The sequence below is a fragment of the Halomonas salipaludis genome, assembly GCF_002286975.1.
Lineage (GTDB): Bacteria > Pseudomonadota > Gammaproteobacteria > Pseudomonadales > Halomonadaceae > Franzmannia > Franzmannia salipaludis.
In genome coordinates, this window is record NZ_NSKB01000002.1 from 425,669 (window position 1) to 440,824 (window position 15,156).

General features: G+C 65.3%; 14 protein-coding genes. 8 read left to right on the forward strand and 6 right to left on the reverse strand.

Annotated features, from left to right (window positions below; all coding sequences use genetic code 11):
• Nucleotides 1-2: 2 nt before the first annotated feature.
• The 3 genes from glcE to CK498_RS05890 all read left to right on the forward strand — a co-directional run bounded on the left by glcE (nt 3) and on the right by CK498_RS05890 (nt 2,949).
• Nucleotides 3-1,076, forward strand: a complete 1,074-nt coding sequence (glcE, locus tag CK498_RS05880) for a glycolate oxidase subunit GlcE (protein WP_095619921.1) — start codon at nt 3-5, stop codon at nt 1,074-1,076.
• Nucleotides 1,077-2,336, forward strand: a complete 1,260-nt coding sequence (gene glcF, locus CK498_RS05885; RefSeq protein WP_095619922.1) for a glycolate oxidase subunit GlcF — start codon at nt 1,077-1,079, stop codon at nt 2,334-2,336.
• 211 nt (nt 2,337-2,547) lie between these two features.
• Nucleotides 2,548-2,949, forward strand: coding sequence for a GlcG/HbpS family heme-binding protein (locus CK498_RS05890; RefSeq protein WP_095619923.1), 402 nt, complete (start codon nt 2,548-2,550; stop codon nt 2,947-2,949).
• Nucleotides 2,950-2,987: 38 nt separating this feature from the next.
• Here the strand turns inward: CK498_RS05890 and CK498_RS05895 are convergent, their stop codons facing one another.
• Nucleotides 2,988-3,884, reverse strand: coding sequence for a LysR family transcriptional regulator (locus CK498_RS05895; RefSeq protein WP_095619924.1), 897 nt, complete (start codon nt 3,882-3,884; stop codon nt 2,988-2,990).
• Nucleotides 3,885-3,942: 58 nt separating this feature from the next.
• Here CK498_RS05895 and betC point away from each other — a divergent pair, with 58 nt between their 5' ends.
• The 5 genes from betC to CK498_RS05920 all read left to right on the forward strand — a co-directional run bounded on the left by betC (nt 3,943) and on the right by CK498_RS05920 (nt 9,454).
• Nucleotides 3,943-5,523 carry a choline-sulfatase gene (gene betC / locus CK498_RS05900; RefSeq protein WP_456064527.1) on the forward strand — a complete coding sequence of 527 codons (1,581 nt, stop codon included), beginning with the start codon at nt 3,943-3,945 and terminating at the stop codon, nt 5,521-5,523.
• A 106-nt stretch (nt 5,524-5,629) separates the two neighbouring features.
• Entirely contained in the window at nt 5,630-7,279 is a 1,650-nt protein-coding gene (locus CK498_RS05905; RefSeq protein ID WP_229358975.1) for a BCCT family transporter, read from the forward strand.
• Nucleotides 7,280-7,317: 38 nt separating this feature from the next.
• A complete protein-coding gene (locus tag CK498_RS05910; RefSeq protein WP_095619927.1) occupies nt 7,318-7,584 on the forward strand; it encodes a DksA/TraR family C4-type zinc finger protein in 267 nt (88 codons plus the stop codon).
• A 395-nt stretch (nt 7,585-7,979) separates the two neighbouring features.
• Nucleotides 7,980-8,891 (forward strand): DMT family transporter, encoded by a 912-nt coding sequence (locus CK498_RS05915; RefSeq protein ID WP_095619928.1) that lies wholly within the window; start codon nt 7,980-7,982, stop codon nt 8,889-8,891.
• Complete coding sequence (locus CK498_RS05920; protein ID WP_095619929.1) at nt 8,888-9,454, forward strand: gamma-glutamylcyclotransferase; 567 nt, start codon at nt 8,888-8,890, stop codon at nt 9,452-9,454. Before CK498_RS05915 ends, CK498_RS05920 begins: the two co-directional genes overlap by 4 nt.
• 40 nt (nt 9,455-9,494) lie before the next feature.
• Here the strand turns inward: CK498_RS05920 and CK498_RS05925 are convergent, their stop codons facing one another.
• The 5 genes from CK498_RS05925 to CK498_RS05950 form a co-directional block, all read right to left on the reverse strand.
• Complete coding sequence (locus CK498_RS05925; protein ID WP_095619930.1) at nt 9,495-10,997, reverse strand: tripartite tricarboxylate transporter permease; 1,503 nt, start codon at nt 10,995-10,997, stop codon at nt 9,495-9,497.
• Nucleotides 10,998-11,009: 12 nt separating this feature from the next.
• Nucleotides 11,010-11,486: a tripartite tricarboxylate transporter TctB family protein gene (locus CK498_RS05930; RefSeq protein ID WP_095619931.1), complete on the reverse strand. Its 477-nt coding sequence runs from the start codon at nt 11,484-11,486 to the stop codon at nt 11,010-11,012.
• Nucleotides 11,487-11,548: 62 nt separating this feature from the next.
• Nucleotides 11,549-12,496 carry a tripartite tricarboxylate transporter substrate binding protein gene (locus CK498_RS05935; protein WP_095619932.1) on the reverse strand — a complete coding sequence of 316 codons (948 nt, stop codon included), beginning with the start codon at nt 12,494-12,496 and terminating at the stop codon, nt 11,549-11,551.
• Nucleotides 12,497-12,824: 328 nt separating this feature from the next.
• Nucleotides 12,825-13,646, reverse strand: a complete 822-nt coding sequence (hpaI, locus tag CK498_RS05945) for a 4-hydroxy-2-oxoheptanedioate aldolase (protein WP_095619934.1) — start codon at nt 13,644-13,646, stop codon at nt 12,825-12,827.
• A 33-nt stretch (nt 13,647-13,679) separates the two neighbouring features.
• Nucleotides 13,680-15,155 carry an NAD-dependent succinate-semialdehyde dehydrogenase gene (locus CK498_RS05950; protein WP_095619935.1) on the reverse strand — a complete coding sequence of 492 codons (1,476 nt, stop codon included), beginning with the start codon at nt 15,153-15,155 and terminating at the stop codon, nt 13,680-13,682.
• Nucleotide 15,156: the final 1 nt, after the last annotated feature.

Sequence of the window (15,156 nt, forward strand, 5' to 3'; positions counted from 1 at the left end):
CCATGGCAGATAGTGTTTCCCTACACGACCAAGATAACAGCGAGGCGCTGTGCGAGCAGGTACGCCGAGCCGACCGCGACAAGACCCCACTGCGCATCGTCGGTGGCAACACCAAAGCCTTCTACGGCCGCCCCGTGCAAGGCGTCGAACTGTCGACCCGCGAGCACCGCGGCATCAGCCATTACGACCCCGTCGAGCTGATCGTCTCGGTGCGCGCCGGCACCCCGCTGGCAGAGCTGGAAGCAGCGCTCGACGCCGAGGGGCAGCGCCTGCCCTGCGAACCACCTCACTTCGGTGCCGGCGCCACGCTCGGCGGCATGATCGCCTGCGGACTGTCAGGCCCGCGCCGCCCCTGGGCCGGTAGCGTGCGCGACCTGGTGCTCGGCACCCGAGTGATCACCCACGAGGGCAAGCAGCTGCGCTTCGGCGGCGAGGTCATGAAGAACGTCGCCGGCTACGACCTGTCGCGGCTGATGGTCGGCGCCCAGGGCACCCTCGGGCTGCTCACCGAAGTCTCGCTCAAGGTGCTGCCCAAGCCCGCCGCCAGCCACAGCCTGCGCCTCGAACTGCCGCTCGACGCGGCGCTGACCAAGCTCGCCGAATGGGGCCGCCAGCCACTGCCGCTGTCTGCGGCCAGCTATCACGACGGGGCCCTGCACCTGCGTCTCGAGGGCGGCGTGAGCTCGGTGGCGGCGACCCGCGAGCGCCTTGGCGGTGACAACCTCGATGCCGGCTACTGGGAAGAATTGCGCGAACTGCGCCTGGCCTTCTTCTGCGCCGACCAACGCCCGCTGTGGCGCCTGTCGCTGCCCAACAATACGCCGCCGCTAGGCGTGGATGGCGAAGTGCTCTACGACTGGGCCGGCGCCCAGCGCTGGCTGAAGAGCGACGCCGACGCCGCTGACATACGCGAGGCCTGCGCTCGCGCCGGCGGCCACGCCACCTGCTATACGCCGGGGGTTGCCGAGCCATTCACGCCGCTGGCAGCGGTGGTGGCCAAGTACCATCGCAACCTCAAGGCCGAGCTCGACCCCAACGGGATCTTCAACCCCGGCCGACTCTACGCGGAGGTCTGAATGCAGACGCACTTTACCCCTGAAGACCTCGAAAAACCGCACATCCAGGAAGCCGACCGCGTACTGCGCAGCTGCGTGCACTGCGGCTTCTGCAACGCCACCTGCCCCACCTACCAGCTGCTCGGCGACGAGCGTGACGGCCCCCGCGGGCGCATCTACCTGATCAAGGAGCTGCTCGAGAGCCGCGACGACGACGACCAGGTCACCGCCGAGACGCGCCTGCATCTCGACCGCTGCCTGACCTGCCGCAACTGCGAGACCACCTGTCCCTCCGGCGTCGAGTACCACAAGTTGCTCGACATTGGCCGCGCCGAGATCGAACGCCGGGTGCCGCGCAGCACCGGCGAGCGCGCCCAGCGCTACGCCCTGCGCAAGATGCTGGTGGAGCCCAAGCGCTTCCAGGCGCTGCTCAAGCTCGGCCAGACCTTCAAGCCGCTGGTGCCCGGCGCGCTGAGGAGCAAGATGCCACCGGCGCCGGTGGACGCCGGCCAGCGCCCCGATCATCGCCACCAGCCGCGTCAGATGCTGATCCTCGAAGGCTGCGTCCAGCCGGGGCTGTCGCCCAATACCAATGCCGCCACCGCGCGGGTGCTGGATCGCCTCGGCATCGGCCTGACCCCGGTCAGCGAGGCCGGCTGCTGCGGCGCCATCGACTTCCATCTCAACGCCCAGGACGATGGCCGTGCGCGCATGCGTACCAATATCGACGCCTGGTGGCCGCATATCGAGAAAGAGGGCGAGGCAGGGGTGGAAGCAATAGTCCAGACCGCCAGCGGCTGCGGCGCCTTCGTCAAGGAGTACGGCGAGATGCTCGCCGACGACCCAGCGTACGCCGAAAAAGCCAAGCGCGTCAGCGCCCTGGCCAAGGACCTGGTCGAGGTGTTGCGCGACGAGGAGCTCGACGACCTGGCGGTAAGCGAAACCCGCAAGCTGGCCTTCCACTGCCCCTGCACCCTGCAGCACGCCCAGAAGCTCGGCGGTGCGGTGGAGGGCGTGCTCACCCGGCTAGGCTTCGCGCTGACGCCGGTGGCCGACGCTCACCTGTGCTGCGGCTCGGCGGGCACCTACTCGATCACCCAGCCCGAGCTTGCCACCCAGCTACGCGACAACAAGCTCGATGCCCTGGAAGCCGGCAAGCCGGAAACCATCGTGACGGCCAATATCGGCTGCCAGACCCACCTCGCCGGCGCCGGACGCACCCCGGTTCGCCACTGGATCGAGATCGTCGATGAGGCAATAGAGCCCTCTGTGGGTAGCTAGACTCGGCTAGCAGTGTTGCCAGCGGTAGGGGCGCCGGGGACAGGGCGAAGAGGAGGTTCGACGCCATGGATGGCGTCGGTAGCGCCCAGGGAGGGGTTTACAGCGCCTCCTCGAAGCGCTGTCGCCGGAACAGCCTCGGTGATACGCGCCACGTATGCTGTGTCACTTCTTATAGAAAATAGTGAACTGTTCAAATCATCAGGAGATATTCATGAAAACCAAATCCGTACTCACCCTGACCGACGTCAACGCCATCCTCGATGCCGCCCAGCAGGAAGCCGAGGCCAACGGCTGGGCAGTGACCATTGCCGTGGCCGACGACGGCGGCCACCTGCTCGGCCTTCGCCGCCTCGATGGCGCAGCCCCCATGACTCCCGGGGTCGCCAGCGAAAAGGCACGTAGCGCTGCCCTGGGCTGCAAGGAGACACAAGTCTTCGAAGAGATGATCAACGGCGGCCGTAACGCCTTCCTGTCGGCACCGATGCAAGGCCTGTTGTCCGGTGGCGTGCCGGTACTGGTCGACGGCCAGGTCGCCGGCACCGTGGGGGTTTCCGGGGTCAAACCCGACCAGGACGTCCAGGTCGCCAAGGCCGGCATCGCCGCCGTTAGCTAAGTCTCACCGCTGCCCGCCTTGATGGCGGGCAGCGCCCCTTACCCCGTCCTCTCCAGCAGCCAGTCGCGAAACAGCTGTCTCGCGCTGCCGCCACCGCCGCGTCCGTCGATCAGGCCATAGCCTCCCCCCGTACTCAGCGTCATGCCCTCGAGTCCTACCAGGACACCACTGGCGAGTTGATCATCGATCAACCCCCGCCAGCCCAGGCCAATGCCCTGGCCGGCGATCACCGCCTGGATCAACAAGGTGTAATTGTTGAAGGTCAGCTCCGCCGGCTGCACGTAGGCCATATCGGCCAAGGCCTTGAAGTATGCCGGCCAGTCGAGCCAGTGCTGGCCCGGCTCGCTCAACAGCGCCATCAGCGGCAGTTCGCTGAGCCTCGCCAGGCTATCGATCGGGCCGTGCTGGTCGAGAAACGCCGGGCTGCATACCGGCATCACCGTCTCATCGAACAGCCTGGGCACGCCGCTCAGGGTGCGCGCATCGCAGAACAGCAGCGCCACGTCGACCTCCTGATCGTGCCAGTCGCGGCCGCCCTGATGGGTCATGATGCGCACGTCGATATCCGCATGCCGCTGGCGGAACTGCGGCAGTCGCGGCAGCAGCCAGTAGGCGGCGAACGAGAAGTCGGTAAGGATATTGACCTGCGGATGACGATGCTGACGCTGCAGACGGTCGAGGGTGCGCTCGATGGTGGCAAAGCCCTCCTGCACGCTGACGAACAGCGCCTGACCGGCCTCGGTAAGACGCACCCCGCGATAGATGCGCTCGAACAGCGGCATGCCCAGTTGCTCCTCCAGCGCTCGCACCTGCTGGCTTACCGCCGACTGGGTCGAGTGCAGCTCGCCGGCGGCGGCCGTGAAGCTCAGATGCCGCGCCGCTGCCTCGAACACCCGCAGCCCGTGGGGCGACACCCGCCTGCCGATCAACGACATTAGCCCACCTAATGACTTGGATTAATATTTAGCGAGTTTACAGGATTTCGCATAAGGCATGAGACTAGATGACAGCCCACCCACCCGCCACTGTCGACGCGAGGTATTCGCCATGCCGGCCAAGCAACCGCACATCCTGTTCCTGATGGCCGATCAGATGACCGCCAGCAAGCTGCCGTTCTACGGCCACTCGCTGGTCAAGACGCCGCACCTGTCGCGACTCGCCGCCGAGGGGGTGGTGTTCGACTCCGCCTACTGCAACAGCCCGCTGTGTGCACCGTCGCGCTTCACACTGATGGCCGGCCAGCTGCCGTCGCGGATCGGCGGTTACGACAACGCCGCCGAGTTCGCCGCTGACATTCCCACTTACGCCCACTACCTGCGCGACGCCGGCTACTTCACCGCACTCACCGGCAAGATGCACTTCTGTGGACCTGACCAGCTGCACGGCTTCGAGGAGCGCCTGACCACCGACATCTACCCCGCCGACTTCGGCTGGTTCGTCGACTGGGAGAACTTCCACGAACGGCCCAGCTACTATCACAACATGGCCTCGGTCACCCAGGCTGGGCCCTGTGTTCGCTCCAACCAGATCGACTTCGACGACGAAGTGGCCTTTCGCGCCCAGCGCTTCCTCTACGACTATGCCCGCAACGGCGAGACGCGGCCGTTCTGCCTGACGGTGTCGCTGACTCACCCCCACGACCCCTACACCATTGCCCAGGAGTACTGGGACCGCTACCAGCATGATGCCATCGACATGCCCCGCGTGCCCTACAGCCGCACGCTGATGGATCCCCACTCCCAGCGCTTGCGCCACGTCTACCAGTTGGAGGAGGGCGGCGTCAGCGATGCGCAGATTCGCAATGCCCGCCACGCCTACTACGGGGCGCTGAGTTACGTCGACGACCAGATCGGTGCGGTGCTAAAGGCGCTAGAGGAGACCGGCCTGGCCGACGACACCATCATCGTGTTCTCCGGCGACCACGGCGACATGCTTGGCGAGCGCGGCCTGTGGTACAAGATGAGCTGGTTCGAGGATTCGGCGCGGGTGCCGATGCTGGTCCACGCCCCCGGCCGCTTTGCGCCAGGCCGGGTCAGCCAGTCGGTCTCGACCATGGACCTGCTGCCGACCTTCGCCGAGCTGGCAAACCACGGCCAGCCCCCCGAGTATGCGGTGCCGGTGGACGGCCGCAGCCTGCTGCCGCACCTCACTGGCCAGGGCGGCCACGATGAAGCGATCGGCGAATATCTTAGTGAGGGCGCCATCGCTCCGCTGCTGATGATTCGCCGCGGCCGCTACAAGTTCGTGCACAGCGCCCCCGACCCCGACCAGCTATTCGACCTCGAGGCCGACCCGCTGGAGCTGACCAACCTGGCCGAGGATCCCGCACACCTGGACCTGTGCAAAGCGTTTCGCGACGAGCTCGCCAGCCGCTGGGACTATGCACGCCTGCATGACGAAGTGATCGCCAGCCAGCGGCGTCGCAAGCTGGTATCGCGGGCGCTAAAGCAGGGCAGGGTCACCCCCTGGGACCACCAGCCGCATTTCGATGCCAGCCAGCAGTACATGCGCAATACCATCGATCTCGACGACCTCGAGCGCCGCGCACGCTTCCCGGTGGTTGGCGACACCTGACGCAGCGAGGCTAGCACCCTGACATTTTCGCACAGAGCCAAGGCTGTACACTTATGAGACACCCCCTCACGACTCCATAACCTAACAATCACAGGAGAACACTCTCATGAGCTCAACGAGCGACCCCTCGTCACCTCCCGGGGCCAACGACATGCAAACCGACTATGTCGTTGGTCAAGACAATGTCGAAGGGAGCCTCGGCCCCATCGGCTTCGATATCCACAACCGCGTCTTCGCCGTATCGGCACTCGCCTCGGTCGTCTTCATCCTCCTCACCCTGATGTTCCCCGAACGAGCCGGCGGCATCTTCCAGTCCATCGTCGGCTTCTCCACCGGCACCCTGGACTGGTATTTCATGCTGGTGGTGGATTTCTTCATCCTGTTCTGCGTGGCGCTGGTGGTGCTGCCCTATGGCTCGATCCGGCTCGGCGGACCGGACGCGCGGCCGGATTACAACTACCTGTCGTGGTTCTCGATGCTGTTCGCCGCCGGTATCGGTATCGGGCTGCTGTTCTTCGGGGTGCTGGAGCCGGTCTATCATGCCAACGTCTCCTTGCCGCTGGGCATTCCCTCGCCGTTTGGCGACGGCGGCGCGCTCGACCCGGAGGCGATTCCCGGCGCCACCGCCATGGGCCTTGCCGGCACCTACCTGCACTGGGGCATCCACGGCTGGGCGGTCTACGTGGTGATGGCGCTGGCGCTGGCCATCTTCACCTACAACAAGGGTCTGCCGTTCTCGATTCGCTCGGCCTTCTTTCCCATCCTCGGCGACCGCGTGTGGGGCTGGTGGGGCCACGCCATCGATATCCTGGCGGTGTTTTCCACCCTGTTCGGGTTGGCGACGTCGCTGGGGCTCGGCGCCCAGCAGGCCAATGCGGGGATGAATTTCGTGTTTGGCCTCGAGGTCACGACCACCACCCAGGTCATCATCATCCTGCTGGTGACCGCCGCAGCGCTGGTCTCGGTGTGGCGCGGGCTCGAGGGCGGCGTCAAGAAGCTTTCCGAAATCAACATGGTGCTGGCGGTGCTGTTCTTCTTCTTCGTGCTGTTTGCCGGCCCCACGCTGGTCGCCCTGAGCGGCTTCTTTACCGGCCTCACCACCTATGTAAGGGAGCTCGCCCCGCTATCGGCTCCTTTCGGCCGTGACGACGACGCCTACCGCCAGGCCTGGACCATCTTCTACTGGGCCTGGTGGATCAGCTGGGCACCGTTCGTCGGCATGTTCATCGCCCGGGTCTCGCGGGGACGCACGATTCGTGAATTCGTGATCTGCGTGTTGCTGATTCCCAGCCTGTTCATCTTCGTCTGGATGGGGGTATTCGGCGCGACCGCGCTGGATCAGCTCTACGCCAGCCCCGACACCAGTCTGGTCAAGGAGTACGTGATCGACACCTACAGCCCCGAGCTGTCGCTGTTCGGCATGCTCAACGAGCTGCCGCTGACCGGCCTGATGTCGACCCTGGCCATCGTGCTGGCGCTGATCTTCTTCATCACCTCGTCGGACTCCGGCTCGCTGGTGATCGATACCATCACCGCCGGCGGCAAGATCGATGCGCCGCGTCCCCAGCGCATGTTCTGGGCCACGGTGGAGGGCTTCATCGCCATCGTGCTGCTGATCGGCGGCGGGCTCTCGGCACTGCAGGCCGGGGTGACGGCGACGGCGATTCCGTTCTCCGTGGTGATGCTGCTGATGTGCTATACCATTATCAAGGCGCTGAATGGCGAGCTGCGCCAACTGCGCCAAAAACCCTCTTGAGGGCTAGTTAAGCCGACGGGCACGGAAGGAGGCGATCCATGGCAGGCGGCTGGTCACGCGATGGTGCCGAGCAGGAGCAGATCGAGAGTACGCTGGAAGATGCGCTGCAGCGGGTACGCAGCCAGCTTCCCAGCGGCGAGAGCCTGCGCCACTGCGAGGAATGCGGCGACGAGATTCCCCAAGCGCGCCGCGAGGCGATCAAGGGCGTGCGCCTGTGCATCGCCTGCCAGAGCGAACGCGACAAGCAGCAGACGTCCTATAGTGGCTACAACCGTCGCGGCAGCAAGGACAGCCAGCTGCGCTGACGCCGGCAACGGTAGCCGTTACGCAGTGGCTATCACAGATCCTCAGGGTGATCGCAGTTGCCTCTAAGCGAAGGACGCCGGGGACAGGCCGAAGAGGAGGTTTGCGCCATGGGTGAGGAGGATTCCTCCGAACGGGCTGGCCATGGATGGCCAGCACCGGTCCTGCAAGCGAAGCAGGATGCGAGAGCGAAGCAGGGCGCAAGATAGCGCCCAGGGAAGGGTTTACAGCGCCTCCTCGCAGGCCTGTCGACGGATCAGTCCCGAGCGGTGCTACCTAATCTGCGATAGCCCTACACCGATTCTGCCATGGCTTGCAGCCACCTCTCAGCACGATATGATGACACCCCTCCAGAGCCCCGTTCCCAACGGGGCTCTGCTCTGTCCAAGAGGTCGCCATGCCGCTGCTCTATTTCCTCGCCCCGCTGGGTGCCGTGCTGATCTGGTCGGGCAACATGACCATCAACCAGCTCACCGTGGGCGCCATTGCGCCGAGCAGCATCGCCTTTCTGCGCTGGGTGCTGGCGCTGGCGGTGTTGACGCCCTTTGTGCTGCCGGCGGTGTGGCGCCATCGCCAGGCGCTCAAGCGCGAATGGCCCAAGCTGGCCTTCCTCGGCCTGCTGGGCATGGCGATGTGGCAGGGGCTGGCCTACGTCGCCGCCGAGACCACCTCGGCCACCAACATGGGCATTCTTGCCGCCACCGTACCGCTGCTCACGGTCCTGCTCAGCGCGCTGATTCTGCGCGAGCCGCCGAGCCTCGGCGGCGTAGCCGGTGGGCTGGTGGCGCTGTGCGGGGTGGCGGTACTGCTCGGCCGCGGCGATCCGCTGTCGCTGCTGGCCCTCGACGTCTCGCCGGGCGATGCACTGATGGTGGTGGCCGCCAGCTGCTACGCCACCTACGGCGTGATGCTCAAGCGCTGGCCGATGGACCTGCCGCCCTGGGTGATGCTCTACGTGCAGGCGGTCTTCGCCACCCTGCTGCTGCTGCCCGGCTACCTGCTCGGGCCGATGACACCGGTGGACGGCAGCAACGTCTGGCTGATCGCCTATGCTGGCATCCCCGCCTCGATCGTCACCACCTTCCTGTGGATGCGCGCGGTACGCCAGATCGGCGCCAGCAAGGCCAGCATCTTCCTCAACCTGATGCCGCTGTTCAGCGCCATCATCGCCATGCTGTTCCTCGGCGAGCGCCTGGCCAGCTGGCACCTGCTCGGCGGCGGCCTGACCCTGATCGGCGTGATCATGGCCCAGACCCTCACCCAGCCGCTGCTGCGCGGCTCCCAGCGCAAACATTCGAGCCAGCCATGAGCCTCGACACCACCCTGATCAACCGCCAGCGCATGCCCGTCGACGACGCCGCCGAGCTGTGGCTGTTCGGCTACGGCTCGCTGATCTGGAAGGCTGGGTTTGCCTACCTCGAGCGCCGTCCCGCACATATCGAGGGCTGGGCGCGGCGCTTCTGGCAGGGCTCCCATGACCACCGCGGCACGCCTGAGGCGCCAGGCCGGGTGGCCACGCTGATCCGCCAGCCCGGCGCCCTCTGCCATGGCATGGCCTATCGCATCGCTGGAGACGTCCTGCACGGCCTGGATATCCGCGAGAAGAACGGCTATCTGCGCGAGACCACCCTGATGCACTTCGCCGACGGCAGCCACGCTGAAGGCCTGCTCTACCTCGCCACCGAGGACAACGCCGCCTTTCTCGGCGACGCTCCGCTCGAGTCCATGGCTCGCCAGATCGCCGCCGCCCACGGCCCCAGCGGCGCCAACCGCGACTACCTGCTCAACCTCGCCACTGCACTGGAGGACTTGGGCGCCGAGGATGAACACGTCGCCGCGCTGGCGAAGCGAGTGCAACACATCAAGGCATGAAAGGTTAGATATCGCCTACCCATTTTCCCCAACCAAGTCATCACTTCACAAACTCCTCCCGTGCTACCCGACTGCGGTATTGACGATATAGCGGCAGCGCAATCGCCAGCACGGAAAGCAGCACGAAGGCCAGGCTGATTGGACGGGTGAAGAAGACACTCCAGTCACCATCATGCATGGTCATGCCGCGTCGGAAGTTGGACTCGACCATGTAGCCCAGGATCATCCCCAGCACCACCGGAGCGGCGCTGAAGCCGTGGCGGTTGAGGAAGTAGCCGAAGATGCCAAAGATCAGCAGCACCCAGGCCGAGGTCAGGCTGCCGGTGATGCCATAGGCACCCAGGATGCACATCACCATGATGAACGGCAGCAGGTAGGTGCGCGGTATCTGCAGCACCCGGACGAACAGCTTGATGCCCACCGACTGGAAGCTGAACATGAAGACGTTGGCGATCAGAAAGGCGATGATGATGCCGTAGGCGATATTGGCCTGCTCGTCGAACAGCATCGGCCCCGGCTGTAGCCCATGTATCAGTAGCCCACCCATCAGGATCGCCGCCGAGGCATCCCCGGGAATCCCCAGCGTCATCATCGGGATCAGGGCGCCACCGGTCATGCCGTTATTGGCCGATTCGCAGGCGATAATGCCCTCATCATGCCCTTTGCCGAACTTCTCCGGCGTGCGTGAGATGCGCTTGGCCTGGTCGTAGGCCAGGAAGGAGGCGATGCTGCCACCGGCACCGGGGATCGCCCCGACCAGCGAGCCGATCAGCGAACTGCTCGACCAGATCTTCCAGCGTCGGAAGGTCTCGCGAAAGCGTGGATAGGCGTTGTTGACACGTACCCGCCCCTCGCTCGCTTGATCGGAGCGCGACGTGGTGGTGTCGGTGATGATCTGCGACAGGGCAAACAGTCCGATCAACGCCGCCATGAAATCGACTCCACCTATCAGAGCGGGAATACCGGCGGTCAGGCGCACCACACCGGTCAGCGAGTCGATGCCGATCAGTGATATCAACACCCCGATCAGGCCTGCCACGATCCCCTTGATCAACGACTTGTCAGACACCGAGGCGATGATGGTCAAACCGAACAGTCCCAGCGTGGCGTATTCGATGGCACTGAAGCGCAGCGCCGCCTCGGCGATCAGCGGCGACATGAAGGCGAAGATCAACACGCTGATCATGCCGCCGATCATGGAGGCCACGATGCACAACCCCAGTGCACGCCCCGGCTCGCCGTTGCGCGCCATGGGAAAGGCATCCAAGGTGGTCGCCACCGACGAGGGGGTGCCGGGGATATTGAGCAGGGCAGCGGGAATCGAGCCCCCGGAGATGGCGCCGCAGTAGACCCCGAGCAACATGCCCATGCCGGTAACCGGCTCCATGCCGAAGGTCAGCGGCAGCAGCAGGGCGATCCCCATGGTGGCGGTCAGCCCCGGTAGTGAGCCGAATATCAGGCCGAGTACCGTACCGGCGGCAATCGCCAGGAAGATGTAGCCGTTGGCGAACAGCGTCGCCGCCTCGGCGAAATGGGCAAACATGACGACTCCCCCTCAGGGCATGGATAGTCCGAAAAGCACGGAAAACACCACATAGATGGCACTGGTCGCGATCACTGCGAACAACCCGGAGGCCAGCAGCGAACGACGTGTGGGCCAGGCATCGTTGAGAAACCTGTCGACGAGCAGGCGAAAGACGCCTAGGAACACCAGGGTGCTGACAAAGAAGCCGATAAACGTCAGCATGATCAGGTAGAGCACGATCGCTGCCAGTGTCACCAACAGCGTGACGGCTTCACGGCGCTCGAGCCGAACACCGCCATCGGGCTCCCGCTTGATCAGGGTTTCCACGACCAGCAGGTAGCCCACCAGCAACATGATGATGGCGCTGACCCAAAAAGGCAGGAATCCCGGCCCCGGGTCGCCGACCACTCGCATCATCGTCGGGATCGAACTTGCCAGGTGGAGAAAGTAGCCGGCCCCCAGGATCAGTAAGAGATAGAAGAGCTGCTTCTCGGTCACTCGCGTCATGGCGGACTCCCATTGTCAGCAACGAGTCAGGCCCCACGCCAGGGGCCTGACCGTGGTCATCACTACTTGAGTCGCTGGGCGGTGCGGATGAAGGACTCCGCCAGCTCCGCCATGCGTGCGTCCAACGTCTCGCCGGGGGGCATGTAATCCACCTCACCGCCCTGGTTGGAGATCGCCTCCTGCACCTTGGCATCGCTGGTAGCGGCTTCCAGTGCCTCTGCCCAGGCGGCCTTGACCTCGTCATCCACGCCAGCCGGTGCCGCGATACCGCGCCAGTTGGTCAGGCTCAGCTCGTGGCCGAGTTCGCTAAGGGTGGGCACGTCCGGGTAGTCTTCCAGCCGATCATCGCCGAGGCTGACCAGCGGTATCAGCCGGCCTGAGCGCAGGCCGGAAGCGAGGTCGGCCAGGTTGAGCATCAGCGCATCGATGTGGCCACCCATGGCCGCGGCGACTGCATCGGAAGAGCCATCATGGGGAATCTGGCGAGCCCGGTAACCCACCATATCGGCCAGGATCTCGCTGGCGACGTGGGTCGACCCCCCGGCCCCGGAGAAGCCGAAGCTCACCGTGCCGGGATTGGCCTGCATGTCGTCGACCAGCGCTTCCCAGCTATCCCAGGGGCCATCGGCACGCACCGCCACGACATAGTCCTCGCTCATGATATTGCCGAGGTAGTCGAAGTCCGAGTAGGTATAGGTGGCATTGCCCATCCCCTCGGTGGCGAAGATCACGTTGTTGGGAATGGTCACGGTATAGCCGTCGGGCTTGGCGTTGGCCACCTGGGTAAAGCCGAGAATACCGCCGCCCCCCGGCACGTTGGAGACCACGATGGTTTGCCCCAGTGCCTCTTCGAGAGCCGGTTGCAGCGTTCTTGCCAGCACGTCGGTACCGCCGCCGGCGCCATAGGGGATCACCATGGTGATGGTCTTGGTGGGATAATCCGCGGCAGCGATGCCTGCGGCCATCACACCGGCGAGAAGAACCGAGAGTTTAGTCGTATTGTGAATCATGGCGTTTGCTCCTTTGCATTATTTTAATCATCTAATCAAGCCATAGCCGCCCTGTCGCAGGTAACCAGCATCGCTCGGGACTGATCCGTCGACAGGCCTGCGAGGAGGCGCTGTAAACCATCCCTGGGCGCTACCGATGCCCTGCTGCACTCTCGCATCCTGCTCCGTTTGCAGGGCCAGTGCTGGCCATCCATGGCCAGCCCGTTCGGAGCAATGCTCCTCACCCATGGCATCGACACCTCCTCTACGGCCTGTCCCCGGCGTCCTTCGCTTAGGGGCAACTGCGATCGTCGTAGTAGGCGGTCAGGTTTTTGCTATTCCCATCGGGTCAGTAAGGCCCTCCTGTCGATTGCGCTCCCGTGTGCAGGTCGAAGTCCGCGGCACGCTGGCGAACCGCCTGGGCCAGCAGCGTGACGTCCAGCCCCACCGCTACGAAGGTCGCGCCCAGTGCGAGGAAACGCCGGGCCTGGCCAACCTCGCCGGTCAAGGTACCGGCGGCCTTGCCGCACGCCACGATGGTGTGAATCGCCGCCTCGATGGCCGCCTGTACCTCGGGATGGCCGGGGTTGCCGAGGTGCCCCATCGAAGCCGCCAGGTCGGCCGGGCCGATGAAGACGCCATCCACGCCCTCCACCGCGCAGATCGCCTCGAGATTATCGAGTGCGATGGTCGTCTCGGCCTGCACCAGCAGGCAGACTTCATCGTTGGCGTGCTGCACGTAGTCAGGACGGCCATTCCAGCGCGACACCCTTGCGACCCCGGCACCGACGCCGCGAATGCCCTCGGGGGGATAACGCGTCGCGGCGACCATGGCGGCAGCCTGCTCGGGGGTATCGACCATCGGTATCAGCAGGGTCTGGGCGCCGATATCGAGCAGTTGCTTGATCGCCGCCGCCTCACCCTGCAGCGCGCGCACCACGGGGTGTCCGCCATAGGGCGCAACCGCCTGCAGCTGGGCAAGCGTGCTGCGCACGTCGTTGGGAGCGTGTTCGTTGTCGATCAGCAGCCAATCGAAACCCGCCGTGGCGCAGAGCTCGGCACTGTAGGCATCGCCCATCGATAGCCATAGCCCGACCTGGGGTCTGCCCTGGGCCAGGGCCTGCTTGAACGGATTGCCCGCTACCGGGCCGGTATTGCTGGATGCGTTCATGGCGGCTCCTATCGTTGTTCTATTGGCCCCGGCTCAGCGCAGATTGCCCTGGCAGAGGTACTTGATATGCTGATAGTCGTCGAGGCCATGGACCGAGCCTTCACGTCCATAGCCCGACTCCTTGATGCCGCCAAAAGGCGCCGCCTCGGACGCCACGGCTCCCTCGTTGATGCCGACGATGCCGGCCTCCAGCGCATCGGCAACGCGGTGGATGCGACGGACGTTCTCCGAGTAGAAGTAACTGGCGAGCCCGAACGGCGTGGCATTGGCGGCCGCCACCGCGTCTTCTTCCGTGGCGAAGCGCAGCAGCGGCACCACTGGCCCGAAGGTCTCCTCGTGGCACAGCTGCGCGTCGGGCGTGACGTCGGCAAGTAGCGTCGGTGCCACGTAATTCGGGCCCAGGTCGGGCCGCACCCGCTCGCCCCCCACCAGCAGCCTTGCGCCCCGGGTCACGGCATCGTCGATATGCGCCAGGATCTTGTCGACGGCTCGAGCGTTGATCATCGGCCCGATCTGACTGGCCGGATCGCTGGCCGGCCCCACCTGCAAGGCGGCGACACGTGCGGCCAGCTTGTCGGCAAAGGCCTCGAACACCGCCTCCTGCACATAGACGCGATTGGGGCAGACGCAGGTCTGGCCACCATTGCGGAACTTGGCGGCCATCAGGCCCTCCACCGCGGCGTCTAGGTCGGCATCCTCGAAGACGATGAAGGGCGCATTACCGCCCAGCTCCAAGGAGAGTTTCTTGAGGGTATCGGCCGACGCCCGGGCCAGGTGCTTGCCCACCGGGGTGGAGCCGGTGAAGCTGATCTTGCGCACCCGGGCATCCTCGAGCCAGGCGTCGACCACCTCGGGTGTGCGCCCACGCGAGGCACAGACGATATTGAGCACGCCAGGAGGAATGCCCGCCTCCTCGGTCAGGCGCACCAGCGCCAGCGAGGTCAGCGGCGTATCCTCGGCGGGCTTGGCCACCACCGTGCAGCCTGCCGCCAAGGCCGGCGCGATCTTGCGCGCGATCATCGCCGCCGGGAAATTCCAGGGCGTGATGACCGCCACCACGCCCACCGGCTCCTTGACGGCCAGCATGCGTCGCCCGGCAACCGACGGCGCAATCACCTCCCCGGCAATGCGTGGCGCCTCCTCGGCGAACCACTCGATATAGCTGGCCGCATAGCCCACCTCACCCTGGCCTTCGGCGAGGGGCTTGCCCTGCTCCAGTGATATGAGCCGCCCCAGATCCTGCTGATGGGCCATCACCAGGGCGTGCCAGCGCTTGAGCAGCTCGCCACGCCGCTTGGCCGGCGTCGCACGCCAGTCGGCAAAGGCGTGGTGGGCGGCATCGGCCGCTGCCCGTGCCTCTTTGGCACCGCTGTCCGGCACCTCGGCGATGGGCTGCATATCGGCCGGATTCGAGATCGCCAAGCGCGCCCCATCGGCGGCGTCGCTCCAGTGCCCGGCAATGTAGTTACGGGACTGAATCAGGTCACCACGTTCCAGCGTCAGGGTCATT